17 protein-coding genes are annotated in these 20068 nt (G+C 62.1%); 4 read left to right on the top strand and 13 right to left on the bottom strand.

The annotated features are described in order from the left end of the window. Nucleotides 1–276: 276 nt before the first annotated feature. The 12 genes from DWU98_RS06280 to DWU98_RS06225 all read right to left on the bottom strand — a co-directional run bounded on the left by DWU98_RS06280 (nt 277) and on the right by DWU98_RS06225 (nt 14060). Complete coding sequence (locus DWU98_RS06280; RefSeq protein ID WP_115494659.1) at nt 277–2598, bottom strand: carboxy terminal-processing peptidase; 2322 nt, start codon at nt 2596–2598, stop codon at nt 277–279. Nucleotides 2599–2608: 10 nt separating this feature from the next. Then, on the bottom strand, nt 2609–3616 hold the full coding sequence (gene lipA / locus DWU98_RS06275) for a lipoyl synthase (protein ID WP_115494658.1): 1008 nt from the start codon (nt 3614–3616) through the stop codon (nt 2609–2611). Nucleotides 3617–3624: 8 nt separating this feature from the next. Next, nucleotides 3625–4293 (bottom strand): lipoyl(octanoyl) transferase LipB, encoded by a 669-nt coding sequence (gene lipB, locus DWU98_RS06270; RefSeq protein ID WP_115494657.1) that lies wholly within the window; start codon nt 4291–4293, stop codon nt 3625–3627. Nucleotides 4294–4448: 155 nt separating this feature from the next. Continuing rightward, nucleotides 4449–4739, bottom strand: coding sequence for a YbeD family protein (locus DWU98_RS06265; protein ID WP_115494656.1), 291 nt, complete (start codon nt 4737–4739; stop codon nt 4449–4451). Nucleotides 4740–4908: 169 nt separating this feature from the next. After that, nucleotides 4909–6138 (bottom strand): D-alanyl-D-alanine carboxypeptidase family protein, encoded by a 1230-nt coding sequence (locus DWU98_RS06260; protein WP_115494655.1) that lies wholly within the window; start codon nt 6136–6138, stop codon nt 4909–4911. 56 nt (nt 6139–6194) lie between these two features. Beyond that, entirely contained in the window at nt 6195–7076 is an 882-nt protein-coding gene (locus DWU98_RS06255; protein ID WP_115495074.1) for a septal ring lytic transglycosylase RlpA family protein, read from the bottom strand. A gap of 38 nt (nt 7077–7114) precedes the next feature. Then, complete coding sequence (gene mltB, locus DWU98_RS06250) at nt 7115–8059, bottom strand: lytic murein transglycosylase B (RefSeq protein ID WP_230474752.1); 945 nt, start codon at nt 8057–8059, stop codon at nt 7115–7117. Nucleotides 8060–8386: 327 nt separating this feature from the next. Continuing rightward, complete coding sequence (gene rodA / locus DWU98_RS06245) at nt 8387–9502, bottom strand: rod shape-determining protein RodA (RefSeq protein ID WP_115494653.1); 1116 nt, start codon at nt 9500–9502, stop codon at nt 8387–8389. Further along, entirely contained in the window at nt 9502–11511 is a 2010-nt protein-coding gene (gene mrdA, locus DWU98_RS06240; RefSeq protein WP_425480217.1) for a penicillin-binding protein 2, read from the bottom strand. Before mrdA ends, rodA begins: the two co-directional genes overlap by 1 nt. Continuing rightward, nucleotides 11508–11996, bottom strand: a complete 489-nt coding sequence (gene mreD, locus DWU98_RS06235) for a rod shape-determining protein MreD (RefSeq protein ID WP_115494652.1) — start codon at nt 11994–11996, stop codon at nt 11508–11510. The genes mrdA and mreD overlap by 4 nt, the downstream gene beginning before the upstream one ends. Continuing rightward, nucleotides 11993–12991 (bottom strand): rod shape-determining protein MreC, encoded by a 999-nt coding sequence (gene mreC / locus DWU98_RS06230; RefSeq protein WP_115494651.1) that lies wholly within the window; start codon nt 12989–12991, stop codon nt 11993–11995. The genes mreD and mreC overlap by 4 nt, the downstream gene beginning before the upstream one ends. A gap of 22 nt (nt 12992–13013) precedes the next feature. Further along, on the bottom strand, nt 13014–14060 hold the full coding sequence (locus DWU98_RS06225) for a rod shape-determining protein (RefSeq protein WP_115494650.1): 1047 nt from the start codon (nt 14058–14060) through the stop codon (nt 13014–13016). Between the two features lie 236 nt (nt 14061–14296). On the opposite strand from DWU98_RS06225, the gene DWU98_RS06220 reads away from it, so the two are divergent. The 4 genes from DWU98_RS06220 to fusA all read left to right on the top strand — a co-directional run bounded on the left by DWU98_RS06220 (nt 14297) and on the right by fusA (nt 18543). Beyond that, nucleotides 14297–15232 carry a carbohydrate kinase family protein gene (locus tag DWU98_RS06220; RefSeq protein ID WP_115494649.1) on the top strand — a complete coding sequence of 312 codons (936 nt, stop codon included), beginning with the start codon at nt 14297–14299 and terminating at the stop codon, nt 15230–15232. Nucleotides 15233–15242: 10 nt separating this feature from the next. After that, the gene (locus DWU98_RS06215) at nt 15243–15602 is read left to right on the top strand and encodes a DUF1304 domain-containing protein (protein WP_115494648.1); all 360 of its coding nucleotides are present in this window, start codon (nt 15243–15245) and stop codon (nt 15600–15602) included. Between the two features lie 4 nt (nt 15603–15606). Continuing rightward, nucleotides 15607–16275 (top strand): M24 family metallopeptidase, encoded by a 669-nt coding sequence (locus DWU98_RS06210; protein WP_230474728.1) that lies wholly within the window; start codon nt 15607–15609, stop codon nt 16273–16275. Nucleotides 16276–16404: 129 nt separating this feature from the next. Beyond that, nucleotides 16405–18543 (top strand): elongation factor G, encoded by a 2139-nt coding sequence (gene fusA, locus DWU98_RS06205; RefSeq protein ID WP_115494647.1) that lies wholly within the window; start codon nt 16405–16407, stop codon nt 18541–18543. 194 nt (nt 18544–18737) lie between these two features. On the opposite strand, the gene DWU98_RS21905 is transcribed toward fusA, so the two are convergent. Continuing rightward, a partial coding sequence (locus DWU98_RS21905) for a hypothetical protein (protein ID WP_158544986.1) occupies nt 18738–20068 on the bottom strand: 1331 nt, incomplete at its 5' end.

Raw genomic sequence — 20068 nt, 5'->3', positions numbered from 1 at the left:
ACCCCAACCCAACCCTCCCCTACTGCACGTAGGGGAGGAAGCGGCATCGCGTGTCGATGATCGCATCGCGTGCTACCTCCCCTTGCATAGACCTGCCCCCTGCACGCAAGGGAGGGAGCAATCACGGCAAGCTCGTAGCACTGCGCCGCTTTCGCACTTGCGGATGCCGCACGCGGGCCACGGCGTATTCAAACGGGATTGCGGCCTTCGCCGGAATGCCGCATAAAAAAAGCAGCGCCTAAGCGCTGCTTTTTTTGATCCTGACGGTGCGCCGCCCTACTTGCCACCACTCGATGACGCAGGTGCCGGCTGCTGCTGCGCGGGTGAGGACGATGCACCCGGTTCGGCCATCGGCGTTGGCAGCGAAACAGCGGCGTTTGTCGAAGCAACCGAAGCCGTGTCGCCTTGCTTGCCACCGTACGGCAGCACTTCCATCGCCAGTTTGGGGTTGGCATCGATCAGGCCGACTGCGTCGAACAGGACGTGCGCGGTTTCCTGCAGTTCCGGATCGGGCGCGTTCTTGGCTTCTTCCTGTTCCTGGATCTCGGATTTGAGGCTGCGCTCGCTCGGGTTGAGACCGTCGTCAAGCTGGCTTTCATCGTCGATATCAGTAGTGTTGCCGTCGATCGCCTTGTGCCGCGTGCGGAATTCCGCCTGGACGGCATCGAGCTGCTTGCGTTCGGCCTCGCGCTGATCGTAGTTGAGCGAGATGGTCGTACGGTCGGCCAGCTTCTTGTACTGGTTCAACTCGTCCAGCATGAGCTGCCAGGCCGGCGACTTGGCCACGCGCGCGTCGTGCAACTGTTCGAGCTGCGGCAGATAGGCCTTCATATCGGCGACCGGCTTGTAATCGGCGGGCGCGATCTGCGTCCACGGCAACGCGTTGTCGTAGGTGGATTCGCCGTAATCCTTGTCGTCGTCGTTGTTCGGATACTGGATATCCGGCGTGACGCCGCGCAACTGCGTGGAACCGCCATTGATGCGGAAGAACTCCTGGATGGTCATCTTCAGCGCGCCGTAGTCGGACTTGGTATCCGAATCGGAGGCGAAGCGGTTCAGATCAATGAGCGTTTGCACGGTGCCCTTGCCGAAGGTCGGCGTGCCGATGATCACACCACGGCCGTAATCCTGGATTGCGGCGGAGAAAATCTCCGACGCCGAGGCGGTACCGCGGTTGACCAGCACGGCGAGCGGGCCGCTCCAGGCCATCCCAGGGTCGTCGTCGCCCTGCACTTCCACCTGGCCGTTCGCCTTGCGCACCTGGACCGTTGGGCCCTTGTCGATGAACAGGCCGGTGAGTTCGTTCGCTTCGTACAGCGAACCGCCGCCGTTGTTGCGCAGATCCACCACCACGCCCTGCACGCCTTCGGCTTTCAGTTCGCCCAGCAACTTGGCGACATCGCGAGTGGCGCTCTTGAAGTCCTTGTCGCCTTCGCTGCGCGCGCCGAAGTCGGAATAGAACATCGGCAGCTCGATCACGCCGATCTTGCGCGTGACGCCGCCTTCGGTGATCTGGATGACCTTCTTCTTGGCAGACTGCTCTTCGATGGTGACCTTCTTGCGCACCAGCGAGACCATTTCATGCTTGCCATCGGTGCCCTGGTCGCCGGGAACGATTTCCAGGCGAACCGTGGTGTCTTTCTTGCCACGGATGAGGTTGACCACATCGTCAATGCGCCAGCCGACCACGTCCTGAATGCTGCCGGCGTCGCCCTGGCCCACGCCCAGCACGTAGTCGCCCACATGCAGCTTGCCGGACTTGATCGCCGGGCTACCGGGCACGAGCTCGCGGATGACGGTGTAATCGTCGCGCTGCTGCAGCACGGCGCCGATGCCCTCCAGCGACAGCTTCATGCTGATGTCGAAGTTCTCCGCCGCACGCGGACCCATGTAGTCGGTATGGGGGTCGGTGCAATTCGTGTACGCCGTCATGAAGGTCTGGAACGCATCCTGGCTATCGAGCTGCTTCATGCGGTCGATGTAGTTGCTGTAGCGCTTGTCCAGCGTCTTGCGGATGTCGTCGTCGGTCTTGCCGGCGAGCTTCAGGCGCAACCAGTCGTTCATGGTGCGCTCGCGCCACAGCTTGTCCAGCTCGGTCTTGTCCTTGGGCCAATCGGCCTTCTTGCGATCGATGGTGTAGGTGTCGTTGGTAGTGAAGTCGAAGCCTTGCTTGAGCAGGCCCCGCGCGTAGTTCATGCGGTCGATGACGCGCAGGATGTACTGGTTGAAGATGTCGAACGGACCGGAAAGATCTTTGTTCCAGATCGCGTCGTCGAACTTGTCCTTGTACTTGCTGGAGAAATTCGCCATGTCCTGCTGCGTGAAGAAGACCTTCTCACCGTCCAGCAGCTTGAAGTACATGCTGTAGATCTTCTCCGACATCGCATCGTCGAGCGGCTGCGCGTCGTAGTGGAAGCGCGTGAGCAGATGCGCGGAGATCAGCGCCGCATCCGCTTCATCGTTGGTGGGCTGCAGCGGCAGCTGGGAGTATTTGCGCGGTGTGGTGGCGCCGAGATCGGCGGCCGATTGCGCAAACGCCGAGGCGCTTACGCCAACGGCAAACAGCAGAGCGAGCAAGGGACGAAAGCGAAAGGTCATGGGTTTCTCTTCAGGCGTGCTCGGTGACGCCAGCTGCGTGAGCCTGCTGGTCGGCGTGATAGGAAGAACGGACAAGGGGGCCGGAGGCAACGTGATGAAAGCCCATGGCTTCGCCTGCGATGCGCAGCGATTCGAATTCATCCGGCGTCCAATAGCGCACCACCGGATGATGATGCGGCGTGGGCTGCAGGTATTGGCCGATGGTGACCATTTCCACGTCATGCGCACGCAGATCGCACAGCGTTTCGATCACCTGCTCGTAGGTTTCGCCCAAACCCAGCATGATGCCGGATTTGGTGGGCACGTCCGGATGCTGCGCCTTGAAGCGCTTGAGCAGATCCAGCGACCACTGGTAATCGGCGCCCGGACGCACTTCGCGATACAGGTGCGGCACGGTTTCAAGATTGTGGTTGAACACGTCCGGCGGGAAATCCTTCAGCACTTCCAGCGCACGTTCCATGCGCCCCTTGCCGCGGAAATCGGGCGTGAGAATTTCGATGCGCGTGGTGGGATTGGCGTGACGCACGGCGCGGATGCATGCAGCGAAGTGTTCGGCGCCGCCGTCGCGCAGATCGTCGCGATCGACCGAAGTGATTACCACGTACTTCAAGCGCATGTCGCGGATCGTGTCGGCCAGGCGCGCCGGCTCCAGCGGATCGGGAGCAGCCGGACGGCCATGCGCAACGTCGCAGAACGAGCAGCGGCGTGTGCACACATCGCCCAGGATCATGAAGGTGGCGGTGCCCTTGCTGAAACATTCGTGGATGTTCGGGCAGGAGGCTTCTTCGCACACCGTCACCAGCGCGTTTTCACGCAGGCGCGCTTTCAGTTGCTGCACGGCGTTGCCTTGCGGCAGGCGCACGCGAATCCAGCTCGGCTTGCGCAAAGTGGGAACGCTGGTGTCGAAGCCCGCGCGATTGAGCGCGATCTTTTCGCCACCCAGTTGCTTCTCGGCGGGTGCGCCACTGACGACGCTGATCGGAATAGCCTTGATGGATGATGCGCTGTTATCGCTCATGAAATAGCTCAGACCGCCATGCGAGCGGGGAGTTCGGGGATCACGGGAGCAGCCGGTTCAGGTTCGAAGCCGAACTGCCGGCAGAGCTCGCCGATCAGCACATCCTCGACATCCGACAGCCGCGACGGACCGCCTAAGTCTAGCACCTGCGTGACCGCCAGACCTTTGTAACCGCAAGGATTAATGCGATGGAAGGGTTCCAGGCTCATGTTCACATTGAAGGCCAGCCCGTGAAAGCTGCAGCCACGCCGCACACGCAGCCCCAGGGCTGCCACCTTGGCGTCCGCCACGTAGACGCCTGGAGCGCCCTCGCGGCGCACGGCCTCGATGTTCCAGTTCGCCAACGTATCGATGAGGGCCTGCTCGATCCCGTGCACCAGGTCGCGCACGCTCACGCCCACGCGGCGCAGGTCGATTAACGGATAGGCAACGATCTGGCCGGGGCCGTGATAGGTGACCTGCCCGCCGCGATCCACCGGCACGACCGGGATATCCCCCGGCGCCAGCACGTGTTCCATCTTGCCGGCCTGGCCCAAGGTGAATACCGGATCGTGCTCCAGCACCCACAGCTCGTCCGTGGTAGACGCCGTGCGGTTGTCGGTGAACGCGCTCATCGCCCGCCACACGGGTTCATAGGGCTGGCGACCCAGGCGGCGGATTTTCAGGGGAAGGGGCATGGATCGCGAACCTGCGGAGAGTGCAGCCAAATCTGTGGCCGAAGGCGGAGGCTTGCAAGTGAGTAAAGACCCATTTCACTACCGACCCCGGGCTCCGGCCGTCACCGGGGCGACGAGAAAACAACCATTGCAGCCGAGAGCGGTAAACCGCTGTGTTACAGCGTGTACCGGATATCGGGATCCGCTCGCAGTGCCGCGTGTGCCTGGTCATAGTGCTCGCGTGTGTCGCAGCGGAAGCTGACGGTGACGGATAGGAAATTGCCTTCGCGCGAGTGGCGATGCTTCACCGTCTCATGCAGCACGTGCAGGCCGATGCCTTCCAGTATCTGCGGCACGCGGGCTTTGAGGTCCGCGCTGGCATTGCCCATCGCGGTGATCTCGAACTCGCCGGGAAACTGGAAACCCTGGCCTTCCTGCTGCGCCTGGATGCGGGTCAGATCTTTCATGGGGCGCCTCCGTAAAACTCAACATGTCGCGAAACTGCGCCCCCCTGCCTGGCAGGGAGGCTGGGGTGGGGTTGTACGAGCTTGCCACGCAAACTGCACTCGCCGCGAGCTGAGGGCTTCACCCCCATCCCAACCCTCCCCTACTGCACGCAGAGGAGGGAGCGTGCGGTTACTTTTTGCCGCTACCGTGGAACCACAACAGGATCGTGTCCCACAGGCGCTTGAAGAAGCCGCCCTGCGGCGCGTCATTGAGTGCAACCAGCGGCACATCCATGACGGTCTGGCCGTCCTGGGCAATGTGCAGCGTGCCAACTTGCTGTCCCTTCTTGAAGGGCGCAATCAACGTGGACGGAATGTCCATCGTGGCCTTGAGCTTTTCATAATCACCGGTCTTCACGGTCACCAGCACGTCCTGCGTGACGCCGAGCGGAATCTGGTCATCCTCGCCCTTCCACAGGCGCGGCGAGGTCAGTGCCTTGCCGGCTTCATACAGCTTGTGGGTTTCGAAAAAGCGGAAACCATAGTTGAGCAGCGCCATGGCCGCGTCCGCGCGCCCTTTTTCGCTGCTGGAACCCATCACGATGGCAATCATGCGCTGGTCGCCGTGCTTGGCCGACGCATCCAGGCAGAAGCCTGCCTCGGCGGTGTGGCCGGTCTTCACGCCGTCCACGCTGGGGTCACGCCACAGCAAGGTGTTGCGGTTGCCCTGCTTGATGCCGTTCCACTCGAATTCCTTGATCGCCGAGATGGCGTAGTCATCGGGGTAATCATGGATCAGCGCGCGGGTGAGGATGGCGATGTCATGCGCCGTGGTGTAGTGGTTATCGACCGGATAGCCGGACGCATTGGCGAAGTGCGTGTTCACCATGCCCAGCTGTTTGGCGTAGGCGTTCATCAGGTTCGCGAAGGTGTCCTCCGAACCCGCCGTGTGCTCGGCAAGCGCGATGGCCGCGTCATTGCCGGACTGGATGATCATGCCGTACAGCAGATCCTTCAACGGCACCTGGCTGTTGAGCTTGAGAAAGCTGGTGGAGCCGTCCGTGCCCGCGCCACCGGCGCGCCAGGCATGCTCGCTGATCGTCACCGGGTCGGTGAGGTGAATCTTCCCCGAGGCGATCTGCGCCGAGACCACGTAATCGGTCATCACCTTGGTGATCGAGGCGGGTACCACACGCTCGTCAGGGTCTTTCGCCGCGAGGATCTGGCCGGTGGCGTAATCCATCAGCACCCAGGTCTTGGCGTCCACATCCGGCGGCGGCGGTACCGGTACTGCCACGGCGGCTGGCGCTGGCGGCGGATTGGGTACGGGCTTGGGAGGCGTTTGCTGGGCGATGGCGCTGGTGCCAAACACCAGCGCGGCGGCAGCAAGAATGTGCAAGGGGCGGCGGAACAGGTTCATGGTGGGATTAATCCGTCAATGCTCGGCGCGCGCGGCGCCTACTTCGATAAAAGTGCTCAGTCTATCGCGACCTGCGGCTGCGGCAGACCCATTTGTTCGATCTTGGCGCTGACCTGGTCCGCGCTGTCCACATCTGACAGCGGGCCCACGCGCACGCGGTGCACGAGTCGGCCGCCAATCGTGGCGTCTGACACCTGCACCGGAGCGAAATTCGCAACACGCAATTGCGCGGCCACGCGTTCGGCGTTGGCCGGATCGGAGAATGCGCCCACTTGCAGGTAAATAGTGGGCGGATGTGCGGGCGTAGCGCTGACAATGGGCGGGGAGGGTGCCTCCGCCGCCGGAGGGGCAGAGGGGTCGATGCCCTGCACTTCCACCAGTCCGGTGCCCTTGGGCCAGACGCCAATCTTCACCGCGGCGGCGTAAGACAGATCGATGATGCGATCCGCGTGAAAGGGACCGCGATCGTTTACGCGCACGATCACGCTCTTGCCGTTTTGCAGGTTCGTCACACGCGCATAGCTGGGCAGCGGCAGCACCGTGCTGGCAGCGGTGAACTTGTACATGTCGTAGTCCTCGAGATTCGAGGTCTTGTAGCCATGAAATTTGCTGCCGTAGAAAGAGGCGATACCGCGCTCGTCGTAGCCGCTCGCACTGGGCAGCACGGTGTAGGTATGGCCGAGCACGGTGTAGGGCGATTTGTTGCCATAGAGCGAGTGCGGCTCCACCTTGGGCACGGGCTCGGGCAGGCTGTCCACATCCGGGGGCGGGCCATTGGGGATGCTATCGCTGCCGTCGCGATAACGGCTGCCTTGCGGCTTGCTGGTATCGTCGTAGACACCGCCGGACGCGGAGCCGTATCCATACGATCCGCCGCCGGCGGATGACGAAGATGGACGCGTGCTGCGGCGACCGCCGCAGCCGACCAGCAGCAGCATGATCGCGAGCAGGCAACATAGGCGCCAAAGCGTCTTGATCAAGGCGCGCTCGCCTCCTGCGCGTGCACCACTTCGATGATCGCCTGAGCGAGCTGGTTGACGGCCATCGCGTACATCGCGCTGCGGTTGTAGGTGGTGATCACCTGAAAATTCTTGAAGGTGAACCAGTATTCCGGACCGTTCTCGCCCTGCAACGTCTGCAGGCTGCTCTGCGCACCCGGATCCAGGTGCTGCAGCGGCGCATAACCCCACGCCTGCAGTTGTTCGACCGTCCACTGCGGCTGGGCATCCTTCACCATCAACGGCTTCGCCGCCGCGTCAGGCTGCGCGCGCGCTGCGACCGGGCCGCCCGTGACCCAGCCGTGCTTGGCGAAGTAATTGGCCACGCTGCCGATGATGTCGGGTAGTGAGTTCTGCAGGTCGATACGGCCATCGCCATCTTCATCGACCGCGTAATCGCGGATGCTGCCGGGCATGAATTGCCCCCAGCCTTGCGCACCGGCGTAGGAACCGGTCAACGAATCGAGCGGGCCGGCGAGCTGGTTTTCCGGCAGTTCCAGCAGGGTCTTGAGCTGATCGCGGAAAAACGCCGCGCGCGGCGGGTAATACAAACCCAGCGTCACCAGTGCATCGAGCACCTTGTACTTGCCGGTGTTGCGCCCGTAGAAGGTTTCCACGCCGAGAATAGCGACGATGTACTCCGGCGCGACGCCATACTTCGCGCCGATCCGCTGCAGCAATGCTTCGTTATCGCGATAGAACCTCACGCCTGCGTCGATGCGATTGGACGTGAGGAAGATCTGGCGATACTCACTCCACGGCTTGGCTTCGGCCGGGCGGTTCATAGCATCGATAATGCTCTGTTGCCGTTTTGCGCCATCGAGCAGCGCGTTCAGCACGGCGGGATCCTTGCCGGTATCTTTCGCCACTTCGGCGACCAGTTGCGCCTGACCGGGATGGTCGGCCCAGGCTGCAATGGGCATCGCGAAACATAGCGCTGCGAGTGCAAAAGCGATTTTTCCCTTCATGCGGTGGAGGTTAGCATGCGTGCGCATTTTTGCTCGCCTGTTTTTTCCTTGCGTCATGCGTCTTTTCAGAGCGCACGGAATTGCCTCATCGTCATTCCGGTGAAGGCCGGAATCCAGTGCAAATACGTCGTGCGAAGCACTCAGCACCAATGGATTTTGTGTGCTTCGCATGGTTGATTAAAACGGGATGGACCAGCTTCGCCGTTGTAAAGCGCCTCGGCCGTCGCCGGAATGACGGCAACGCGGAATGGGGTTGCCCGGCAAGAACACGCCGGAACGACCTCAATCATGCACTTTGCGATTGGCATGAATCGACATCAGCACACCAAAGCCCACTAGCAGCGAGACCGCCGAGGTGCCGCCGTAGCTCACCATCGGCATCGGCACGCCCACCACGGGCAAGAGACCGGCCACCATGCCGCCATTGACGAACACGTACACGAAGAAGCTCATGCCGATAGCGCCGGCGAGCAGGCGTGAATACGTATCCTTGGCCTCCATTGCAATCCACAGACAGCGGCCGATGATGAACGCGTACAGCACCAGGATGGCGCATACCCCGATCAAGCCGAATTCCTCGCAAAACACGGCGAAGATGAAATCGGTGGTGTGTTCAGGCAGGAAGTCCAGGCGCGATTGCGTGCTCTGCTCGAAGCCTTTGCCGAAGATACCGCCCGAACCCACTGCGATCTGCGATTGAATGATGTGCCAGCCGTTGCCGAGTGGATCGGACTCCGGATTGAGCATGGTGAGGATGCGATCGCGCTGATACTGATGCATGAAGTGCCAAGCGATCGGCACCATGCCAGCCGCACCAGCGAGCAACAGACCGATGCGCCACCACGCCATACCCGACAGGAACAGCGCAAAGCCACCGGCCGCCGACACCAGCAGAGCAGTGCCAAGATCGGGCTGGTGGGCAATCAGCGCGGCGGGAATACCAATCATCACGCCCACCACCACGATGTCCTTCCAGCGCGGCGGCAACTGGCGCGGATGCAGGTACCAGGCCACCATCATCGGCATCGTCAGCTTCATCAGCTCAGACGGCTGGAAGCGCATGATGCCCAGATTCAGCCAGCGATCTGCGCCGCGGCCTTCGCCCAGCACGGCCACCACGAGCAGCAGCATCACGCTGCCGATGTAAAGCCAAGGGGTCCAATTGCGTAGGGCCGACGGTGGAATGCGCGACATCACCAGGATGAAAAGCGCGCCGAGCACAAAGCGCGCTGCCTGTCCGATCACTAGCGAAAGATTGCTGTCGCCGGCGCTGTAGAGCGTAACCAGCCCCACACCACATAGAACGAGCAAGGCGAACGCCAATGGCAGGTCGATGCGAGGACGCGTCCACAACCGGCGGAAAAAACGGTGAAAGCGGATGCGCAGAGTATCGATCATCATGGCGTGGCATCTCCCCCGCTGGAGCTGTCCGGCGCAGGTGCGTCGCTTTGCGGCAAATCTTCCGGTGCATTCGGCGAATTTTGCGCCGACGAGGATGCCGCGACCGCCGATTCCGGCAACGGTGTATCCGGCGGCACCGCCCCACCCTGCGTGGTGAGCCATGCATCGAGAATCTTGCGTGCAATCGGGCCGGAATCCTCCGCGCCCCAGGCGCCTGCCTCCAGTACCACAGCCACTGCAATGCGCGGATTCTCCGCAGGCGTAAAGACTTCGAACCAGGCACGGTGGCGCGCGGCAAGATAGGCCGTATTGCGGTCCTCGTTATAGGCGTTGGTGGTACGCGAGAAACGCTCCGCCGTACCGCTTTTGCCGGCAAGGCGATAGGGGAAGCCTCCGCCGAGGTTGTGACCATAACCGGTGGACAGCGGGTCGTTGCTGTAGATCACCAATTGCATGCCCTCGTTCACCGCCTCCCAATCTTTCATGTTCTTGATCAGGGACGGACCGGTGGGCGGGTTGAGCAGCGGCGACGATGGCTTGCCGACATCTGCGGTGGACATCACCACGCGCGGTGCGTACGGCACGCCACGGCCGGCAAACGTCGCCAAGGCATGCGCCAGTTGCATGGCCGTGACCTCCCAGTAGCCTTGCCCGATACCCGTGATCACCGTCTCGCCGGGGTACCAGGTGCGCTCCTTGGGTGAATGTTTGGCCTTCCATGCACGCGACGGCACCACGCCGGACACTTCGCCCGGAACATCCACGCCGGTGGGCCGTCCGAATCCATAAGCGCTCATGAACTCGCTGATGCGGTCGATGCCCAGGTCCAGCGCAAGCTTGTAGAAGTACGTATTGACCGACGCGTAGATCGCTTTATACAGATTCACCGTGCCCGCGCCATAGCGCTGGTCATCGCGGTAACCGCGCGATTGGCCGGGAATGTAGAACACGCCGTTGGAAAAAACGGTGTCTTCCGGTGTACGCACGCCGTCTTCCAGACCCGCCAGGCCCATGAATGGCTTCACCGTGGAACCCGGCGGATAGGCGCTCGCCAGCGCGCGATTGAGCAAGGGTTTATCCGGCGCATTGAGCAAGGCTTTGTAGTCGGCGGTGCTGATGCCGTTGACGAACAGGTTCGGGTCGTAGGTCGGCACACTGACCATCGCCAACACTTGCCCATTGCGCGGATCGATCGCCACGGCCGCGCCAGGCCGCCCCTGGAAAGCATCCTGCGCGGCTTTCTGCACGCGCGCATCGATACTCAGATAAAGATTCTTGCCCGGTATGGGCGGATGCGTTTCCAGCACGCGCTGAATCTGGCCATCGGCGTTGACTTCGTCCAGTTCATAGCCGGGCGTGCCGTGCAGCATGTCTTCGTACGAACGCTCCAGGCCCGTGCGTCCGATGTGCGTGGTGCCCTTGTAGCGATCCGGGTCGAGTTTCGTCAGGTCGTCCGCATCGATGCGGCTCACGTAGCCGACCACGTCCGCAAACAGCGAGCCCATCGGGTAATAGCGCGTCAGGTACGGCACCACGTCCACACCCGGGAATCGCCATCGGTTCACCGCGAAGCGCGCAATGTCATCTTCGGTGAGGCGCATTTTCAGCGGCACGCTGTCGAACCGGCGACTCTGCCTGAGCTGCTTGCGAAAGGCGTCCAGATCATCCTGATCCAGCGGCACCACCCTGCCCAGCTCGGCCAGCATCTGGTTCATGTGCTGCACTTGATCGGGCCGCACCTCCAGACGGAACGCCGGCACGTTGTCGGCCAGCAGCACACCGTTGCGATCGTAGATGAGACCGCGCGCAGGCGGAATCGCCCGCGGCTTCACGCTGTTGCTGACTGAACGCAGTGCGTATTCGTCGTGATGCAGCACCTGCAGAAACACGTAGCGCCCCACCAGCACACCCAGGCCGAGCAAAATCAGCCCGAAACCTGCTAGCGCACGCCGGCGGAACATCTCCCCTTCGCCGCGCGTGTCCTTATAGTGACGCAGGCGTTTCACTGCAACCTCAACCGCATCCGCAGATCATCGAGCAGCAGGAACAAGAACGGCCAGAGCGCCGCACTGATGAACGGTGACATCCACCATAGCGCCGGCGGCGTGGATTCACCGGCAAACGCGCGCACGACCAACTGCAGAAAACGATCGTTGAGCAAGAGCGCCAGCACCGCCAGCGTCTGCTGCCACATCGGGAAGAAACGCAATCGCGAGCGAAACCGCAGCGCGATGAACGCCAGCACGCACAAGCGCAACGCCTGTTCACCCAGCAGCACGCCGGTGAGCAGGTCCGCGCAGACACCGAAGATGAAAGCAAGGCCGAGCGTGATGCGCTGATCACCCGATTCGAGCGCCCAATACAACAGCACCAGCGCAGGCCAATACGGCTTGAACGCCTCCAGCACGTGCGGCAGCGGCACCAGCATCAGCAGCAAGGACACCAGCAGCGTGCCCACGAACCACCAGAAGGACAGTCGCTGGCGGCTCATGTCGGCGGCGTTCCAGTGGTTTGGGCGGACGCAGGCTTGAGCGGCGCGCCAGTGGGCATCGGCACGCGCGGCGCCGAAGCCGTCGAGGGAGGCGCAGGCGCGTCGCTCGCGGGCGGACCGGCCGGTGTTGCGGGCGGCGGCGGGCCAGCCGGTTCGGCTAGATCATGCAGGACCAGCACCTCGTCGCTGCGATCCAGATCGGCACTGGGCGTGGCGTGCGCTTCCAGGAACATGCCGGTCGGCGCGGGCTGCACCGTATCGATCTGTCCGACGGGGAAACCTTCAGGAAAACGTCCGCCGATACCCGAGGTCAAGAGCTTGTCGCCAGCGCGCACATCGGCAGCCATCGGGATGTTCGGCAGGGTGAGCTCCTCGCCGTTGCGCGAGCCGTAGGCGATCGTACGCAGGCCGGTGCGCTGGATCACCACCGGCAGCGCATGATCCGGATCGGTCACCAGCATCACCGTCGCCGAATTGGGCAGCACATCGATGATCTGCCCCATCACGCCATGCGCATCGATCACCGGCTGGCCGGCCCTGATACCGTCGCGCGCGCCGAGGTTGATCATCATGCGATGGCGAAACGCGCCCATATCGATGCCAATCACCCGCGCCATCTGCACATGCAGTTCCAGACTGTGCTGGGTATCGAGCAGTTCCTTCAGGCGCTGGTTCTGCTCGGCGACCGCTGCCATGCGATTGAGCTTGGCGTTGGCGAGCAAAAGGTCTTCGCGCAGGCGCTGGTTTTGCTCGGTGAGCATGCGGCGGTCGGCGAAGGCGACGCTCGCCGCATGCAAGCCATCGGCCGGCGCGCTCGCCAGGCGATAGATGGGTTCGACCACGATCGCCGTGGTGTAGCGCAGGCGCCAGAGCCAACCGTTGCGATGGTCCAGCACCATCAACACCATCGCCAGCGCGAGATAGAAGATCAGCCGCAGGGTTCCGGCGGCGGTACCGGCAAACAGGGGCGAGGATTCCTCGCGCGCGAGCGGCATGGCCTACACCCCTGCGTGCGGATTATTCGGGAGCGAAGAAATCGCTGCCGTGCTGATCGATCAGCTCCAGCGCCTTGCCGCCGCCGCGCGCCACGCAGGTGAGCGGATCGTCCGCCACCTGCACGTGCAGGCCGGTTTCTTCGGAGAGCAGGCGATCCAGGTCGCGCAGCAGCGCACCGCCGCCAGTGAGCACGATGCCGCGCTCGGCGACGTCCGAGCACAGCTCCGGCGGCGTCTGTTCCAGCGCCGCCTTCACCGCCGCCACGATGCCGGCCAGCGGCTCGTGCAGAGCCTCGAGGATCTCGTTGGAGTTGACCGTGAACATGCGCGGCACGCCCTCGGCCAGGTTGCGGCCGGAAATTTCGATCTCCTTGACCTGGCTCTGCGGGAACGCGCAGCCGATCTCGAGCTTGATGCGCTCGGCCGTGGATTCACCAATCAGCGTGCCGTGGTTGCGGCGTACGTAGTTGATGATGGACTCGTCGAAACGGTCGCCGCCCACGCGTACGGACTGCGAGTAGACGATGCCGTTCAAGGAGATCACCGCCACCTCGGAGGTGCCGCCACCGATGTCCAGCACCATCGAGCCGCGCGCCTCATGCACCGGGATGCCGGCGCCAATGGCGGCGGCCATCGGTTCTTCGATCAGGAACACGTCGCGGGCGCCGGCGCCTTCGGCCGACTCCTTGATGGCGCGGCGTTCCACCTGGGTGGAACCACACGGCACACACACCAGCACGCGCGGGCTGGGACGCAAGAAGCGCGAGCGATGCACCTGGCGGATGAAGTGCTGCAACATCGCCTCGGTCATGGTGAAGTCGGCGATGACGCCATCCTTCATCGGACGCACGGTGGCGATGTTGCCGGGCGTGCGGCCCAGCATGCGCTTGGCGTCGCCACCGACGGCGGCGACTGTGCGGGGGCCACCCGGGCCGCGATCCTGGCGGATGGCGACGACGGAAGGTTCGTTCAGGACGATGCCCTGGCCACGCACGTAAATGAGCGTATTGGCGGTGCCAAGGTCGATGGAAACATCGTTGGAAAACATCCCGCGAAACTTCTTGAACATGGGGCCGCCGCGTGTCCACTCTGGCTAAAAAGTAAGCGCGCCAGTCTAGTCAGCAAACCCCCTGTCCGCAAGGACATTGGCGTTAAAAAATGCGGTTTTTTTAGGGCAATCACGCGGCCAGACAGGTGAAAAGCCAACGGCGTCGGCGCCGGCGGCGTCACCCTCCCCGTTTCCCGCACCCCACCTCACCAGCTACGATGTTGTGTTTGCCAGCCAGCCCACACGGACCGCCAACCATGTCTGCCGTCATCTGCGGATCGCTCGCCTACGACACCATCATGGTGTTCCAGGACCAGTTCAAGAACCACATTCTTCCCGATCAGGTGCATATCCTGAACGTGTCCTTCCTCGTACCGCGGATGCGCCGCGAGTTCGGCGGTTGCGCCGGCAATATCGCCTATAACCTCAAGCTCCTGGGCGGCGATCCGCTGCCGGTGGCGGCCGTGGGACAGGATTTCGCCCCGTACCGAGAGCACCTGGAACGCTGCGGCATCCGCATGGACTGCATCCGAGTGTTCGAGGAGCAGTTCACCCCGCAGTGCTTTATCACCACCGACCTGGACAACAACCAGATCACCGCCTTCCACCCGGGCGCCATGTCCAGCGCGCACGCCAACCATGTGCGCAACATTCCCGATGTGACCTTCGGCATCGTCGCCCCCGATGGCCGCGAGGCCATGCTGCAGCACGTGGATGAATTCGCTGCGCGCGGCGTGCCGTTCGTGTTTGATCCCGGCCAGGCCATGCCGTTGTTCAACGGCGAGGAATTCCGGGCGATGATCGAAAAAGCCACCTACGTGATCGTCAACGACTACGAATCGCAGCTCCTGCAGCAGCGCACCGGCTGGAGCGCGGCAGAGATCGCCTCGCGCGTGAAGGCCTACATCGTCACCTTAGGTCCGCGTGGTTCGCTGATCCACACCGACGGCACCACACACGAGATTCCGGCGGCGCGCGAACGCCAGGTGGTGGATCCCACCGGCTGCGGCGACGCGTACCGTGCCGGCCTCATTTTCGGGATCATGAAGGGCTTGGACTGGCCCACCATCGGCCGCATGTCCTCGCTCATGGGCGCGCTGAAGGTGGAACATCCCGGCACGCAGAACCAGCACTTCACGTACGAGTCGTTCGCCGCCCAATTCAAGGAACAATTCGGCTACGCGCTGAGTTGAGGACCTAGGCATGCCGACCCTTGCCAGCATCGTGATCACGATCATCGCGCTGATGCACGTATGGTTCCTGATCCTGGAAATGGCGCTGTGGGACAAGCCCACGGGCCTGCGTGCGTTCGGCATTACCGCCGAATACGCCGCGCAGACCAAAGTGCTGGCAGCCAACCAGGGGCTGTACAACGGTTTCCTGGCCGCCGGCCTGTTCTGGGGGCTGCTGCTGGGTGGCGTGGAAGGGATGCACGTGAAGCTGTTCTTCCTCGCCTGTGTGCTGATCGCGGGCGTCTACGGCGGCCTGACTGCCACGCGCAAGGTGCTGTGGGTGCAGGCACTGCCCGCGGCGATCGGCATTGCCCTGCTGGTGGCGGGCTGACGCCATGGCGCAGGGCGATCGCGAAGCCGTCGGCCAGCGGTACGATCCCGCCCTGATGCAGCGCGCCCGCGCGCTGAGTTGGCAGGCGCTGCACGGCATCCGCGAGCACATGCAGCCAGGCATCAGCGAAGATCAAGCGCAAACCCAGGCCATGCAGGTGTTCGAAGCCTTAGGCATGGAGCGCCTGTGGCATCCGGTGATCATCCGCATCGGCCCGAACACCGTCCGGACCTACCGGGAGCCCTCCCAACCGGGCGTGCGCCTGGGCGAGAACGACAGCTACTTCATCGACCTGGGCCTGGTATTCAGTGGGCATGAGGGCGATGTGGGCGACACTTTCGTGGTCGGCCATGCGCCCGAACGGCAGGCTTGCGCGCAAGCTGCACGCGAAGTGTTCCATGATGTGGCCAGGATCTGGCGCACCGAAGGCTGGAACGGCCAGAAGCTTTATGATTATGCGCGCGAGCGCGCCGAGGCGATGGGTTGGCGCTTCAACCATGCCATCAAGGGCCATCGCGTCAGCGATTTCCCGCATTCGGTGCACAAGGGCGGCAATCTGGGCGACCTCGACCGCAAACCAGGCAACGGTTTGTGGATACTCGAAATCCAGCTTGCGCACCCCACCGAACCGTTCGGGGCCTTTTACGAAGATTTGCTTGCCGACCCTGCGTGATGAACGCGCCTGACCGGCAACGATGCCTACACATTTGAAACGTACGCTGCGAGCCCAGGGACGGTCCGTCTAGCTAACCTTTGATTCTTTATCTGTTCGACAACGACTTTCTACTACGGAACCAAGACAGTGGCCCGCCAGAAACCTCTGAACCTCTATCGCAACATCGGCATCATCGCGCACATCGATGCCGGTAAGACCACCACCACCGAGCGCATCCTGTACTACACGGGTAAGAAGCACCAGATCATCGACGTGCATGACACGAAGGATGGCAAGGGCTCGACGACCACCGACTACCTGGAACAGGAAAAGAAGCGCGGCATCACCATCCAGTCGGCCGCCGTGTCGACCGAGTGGAAGGGTCATCAGATCAACGTGATCGATACCCCAGGGCACGTGGACTTCACCATTGAAGTGAACCGCTCCTTGCGCGTGCTCGACGGCGCGGTGGTGGTGTTCGATGGCGTGGCCGGCGTGGAACCGCAGACCGAGACCAACTGGCGCCTGGCCGACCAGTACAACGTGCCGCGCATGTGCTACATCAACAAGATGGACCGCATCGGCGCGAACTTCAAACACGCCGTCGACGGTATCAAGAATCGCCTGGGTGCCAACATCGTGCTCTGCCAGGTGCCATTGGGCAGCAGCGACGACTTCATCGGCATGGTCGACCTGATCGCCGGCGCGGGCTATATCTGGGACAGCAGCGACAAGGACAGCAAGTGGGAAACGATTCCCCTGGACCAGGTCGCCGACCATCCGAAAGTCAAGGCGTTCACCACCACCGCCGACACGCAATGGGTGTCCCAGCTTGCCGAACTGCGCGCGCACAGCATCGAAAGCGCCGTAGAAATGGACGACGACGCCATGCACGCCTACCTGGACGGTAACGAGCCGACGCTGGAAACGCTGAAAAAATGCATCCGCAAGGGGTGCGTGGCCGGCAAGATCGTACCGATCTTCTGCGGCTCTTCGTACCGCAACAAGGGCGTGCAGCAGATGCTCGACGGCGTGATCGATTACATGCCCTACCCGGGCGAAAACGGCGGCATCTCGATGGTGGACGAAGACGGCAACGTCATCGGCGAACAGTCCGTCACCGACGACGCTCCGGTGCGCGCGCTCGCCTTCAAGGTGATCAACGACCAGTTCGGCACCCTCACCTTCACGCGCATCTACTCCGGCGTGATCAAGAAGGGCGACACGCTGCAGAACGTCACGCGCGGCAAGAAAGAGCGCATCGGCCGCATCGTGGAAGTGCAAGCCAACGCCACCAAGGAAATCGAGGAAGTGCGCGCCGGCGATATCTGTGCGTTCGTCTCGCTGAAGGAAACCGAGACCGGCGACTCGCTCGCCGATCCGCAGCACCCGGTGCTGCTGGAGCGCATGCGCTTCCCCGACCCGGTGATCAGCGTGGCGGTGGAACCGAAGAGCCGCAACGACATCGACAAGCTCTCCACCGCGCTCTACAAGATGGTGAAGGCCGATCCGTCGCTGCGCATGGAAGTGGACCAGGAAACCGGGCAGACCGTGCTCAAGGGCATGGGCGAACTGCATCTGGAAATCACCATCGACCGCATGCGCACGGAACTGGGTGTCGAAGCGAACATGGGCAAGCCCAAGGTCAGCTTCCGTGAAGCGTTCGGCCAGACCGTCGAACACACCTACACGCACAAGAAGCAGTCCGGCGGTTCGGGCCAGTTCGCCGAAGTGAAGATGATCTTCGAGCCCGGCGAACCCGGTAGCGGCGTGGTGTTCTCCGACGAAGTCGTTGGTGGCCGCGTGCCGCGCGAATACATCCCGGCGGTGGAACACGCCATCGAAGTGGAATCGCGTCAGGGCCAGGTAGCCGGCTATGAAGTGCTGGATTTCAAGGCACGCCTGATCGACGGCAAGTACCACGACGTGGACTCCTCCGCACTCGCCTTCGAAATCGCCGGCCGCGCCTGCTTCCGCGAAGCGCAGCGGATGTCCAAGCCCAAGCTGCTTGAGCCGGTGATGAAACTCGAAGTGGTGACCGAAGCCGATTACCTCGGCGACGTGATCGGCGACATCAACCGTCGTCGCGGCTCCATCAGCGAACAGGGCCAGAAGGGTACCAACGCCTTCGTGCAGGGCTTCGTACCGCTGGCGGAAATGTTCGGCTACATCAACTTCCTGCGCTCGGCCACCAGCGGCCGCGGCACCTTCACAATGATCTTCGATCATTACGAAGAAGTGCCGGCGAGCATGGTCGCCAAGTTGATGGAGAAAGAAGCGAAGTAATTGCTTTGCGGATCGCCGTAACGAAAAAGCCCGGGAAATTTCCCGGGCTTTTTATTTGTGCGTTGCCATCTTCGTACGAGTGATCTATCCGCATGCTTGTCATCGCAAGAAGGGTGCCGTTCGCGACCACGCTTCAGCATGAGGCTTCGTGGGATGTCATCCGCTCAGTCGCGCGTTGAGGTTTCACCGGTAACCTACGAGACCCTCACTTCGTAACGAATGGGAGCAGAAGGGTTGAGCTCCCATTCTCCCTTGGCATCCTTGTGCAGATCGATCGACCGCTGCATGTGCACGCCTATTCCAGGAACCTTGGCTGACGTGTTGGGATCCAAGATGGAGCCCCATGACTCCACCATCACTTTAGCGGTGTCTTTGCTATCGGGATTGTAGTAGAGGTAATACTCTGCATTGTCGCTTCGGAATTGAAGGTCACCCTTCAAGCGCGTAATCAACCCATAGGTTGGGTCGAACATAAGACCTTGATGCGCCACTTCCGACATTTTCGCGCGCAGGTTCGGATCCGGAATCACCTCCTTCAGCTCTTTAAGCTTTGCCTTGGGCGATGCAGGGTTCGCAGGATCTTTGTTCAGTCTCATATTGAAGCCCTGGTAGCCATGCATGTCTACGAGCCCGTTTGCATCAGTGCGGGGAAATTCACCCAGGAGCACATGGTAATCATTGCGCGTGACGTCCTTGAGGAACTGCTCCGAATAAAATCCATTCGGGGTGTGCGAGGCCATTTCGGAAGGAATGACCTGGTACTTTGAGTTGCTGTCGTACCAGCTGACTTTAGGAAAATTGGCACGACCCCCCACCGCACCTAATTGGTCGCCATCGGCTGGATTCATAATGGCGTCGAACTTTTGCGCACTGCTGCCCGGCGTTTGCGGAAACTTCGTGCTGAACTGTTGTGCGAACGAATCCGGGCTGCCACCTTTAAGGTCCAAACGCGGCACCGTCCGCCAATGACCCGAAACCGGATCGCGCTGTATTTGCGAATTCGTATCAGCCCATGTACCCGCCGTGGATGAGCGCGGATTTCCCACGCGCACGATGTTGTTTGCCTTATCGAAATAAGCTTCCTCATAGTCATCGCCCAGCTTGACGTAGAACTTACCCTCCTTGGCATACATCCCGGCAAAACGCGATCCGGCCGGCAGCGGAACGAAGCCCGGAGCGTCACCCGAGAAAGTTCCAGGCGCTTCGAAGCGCAGTCCATTCTTTGACGCAGCCACCACCGACCGCGGCACCTTGAACGCACCTAATTCATTGCGTGCACCGACCGCATCGAGCGGGAGGGCAGCCACACCCACTAACGCATCGAATAACGCGTGGCTGGCGCGCCCTTTGTCGCCCAGGTTATATGCTTGATAGCCTTGAAAGAGGTTGGCGGCCACCTCACTCAATTCAAGCGGAATGGTCACCCAGTTAGGCACGATCATCTTGGCGAGCTGGTAGGCCAGGTGCGCGTACGTCAACCCATTCTCCAGCGTGACCTCGAAATCGGTCGTCGCATTGGCGTCGG

This window comes from Dyella monticola (assembly GCF_003363155.1).
Lineage (GTDB): Bacteria > Pseudomonadota > Gammaproteobacteria > Xanthomonadales > Rhodanobacteraceae > Dyella_B > Dyella_B monticola.
The sequence above is the reverse complement of the archived record's forward strand: the minus strand, read 5'-3'. Positions and strand labels throughout refer to the sequence as shown.

Bases quoted from the DNA above. Each gene is read 5' to 3' on its own strand.
- lipB (WP_115494657.1), bottom strand. From the start codon at position 4,293: ATGCCCCTTCCCCTGAAAATCCGCCGCCTGGGTCGCCAGCCCTATGAA.
- DWU98_RS06220 (WP_115494649.1), top strand. From the start codon at position 14,297: ATGTCTGCCGTCATCTGCGGATCGCTCGCCTACGACACCATCATGGTG.
- DWU98_RS06225 (WP_115494650.1), bottom strand. From the start codon at position 14,060: ATGTTCAAGAAGTTTCGCGGGATGTTTTCCAACGATGTTTCCATCGAC.
- DWU98_RS06255 (WP_115495074.1), bottom strand. From the start codon at position 7,076: ATGCTGCTGCTGGTCGGCTGCGGCGGTCGCCGCAGCACGCGTCCATCT.
- mreC (WP_115494651.1), bottom strand. From the start codon at position 12,991: ATGCCGCTCGCGCGCGAGGAATCCTCGCCCCTGTTTGCCGGTACCGCC.
- lipA (WP_115494658.1), bottom strand. From the start codon at position 3,616: ATGAGCGATAACAGCGCATCATCCATCAAGGCTATTCCGATCAGCGTC.
- mreD (WP_115494652.1), bottom strand. From the start codon at position 11,996: ATGAGCCGCCAGCGACTGTCCTTCTGGTGGTTCGTGGGCACGCTGCTG.
- DWU98_RS06280 (WP_115494659.1), bottom strand. From the start codon at position 2,598: ATGACCTTTCGCTTTCGTCCCTTGCTCGCTCTGCTGTTTGCCGTTGGC.
- mltB (WP_230474752.1), bottom strand. From the start codon at position 8,059: ATGCCCATTGCAGCCTGGGCCGACCATCCCGGTCAGGCGCAACTGGTC.
- DWU98_RS06265 (WP_115494656.1), bottom strand. From the start codon at position 4,739: ATGAAAGATCTGACCCGCATCCAGGCGCAGCAGGAAGGCCAGGGTTTC.
- rodA (WP_115494653.1), bottom strand. From the start codon at position 9,502: ATGATCGATACTCTGCGCATCCGCTTTCACCGTTTTTTCCGCCGGTTG.
- DWU98_RS06210 (WP_230474728.1), top strand. From the start codon at position 15,607: ATGGCGCAGGGCGATCGCGAAGCCGTCGGCCAGCGGTACGATCCCGCC.
- DWU98_RS06215 (WP_115494648.1), top strand. From the start codon at position 15,243: ATGCCGACCCTTGCCAGCATCGTGATCACGATCATCGCGCTGATGCAC.
- DWU98_RS06260 (WP_115494655.1), bottom strand. From the start codon at position 6,138: ATGAACCTGTTCCGCCGCCCCTTGCACATTCTTGCTGCCGCCGCGCTG.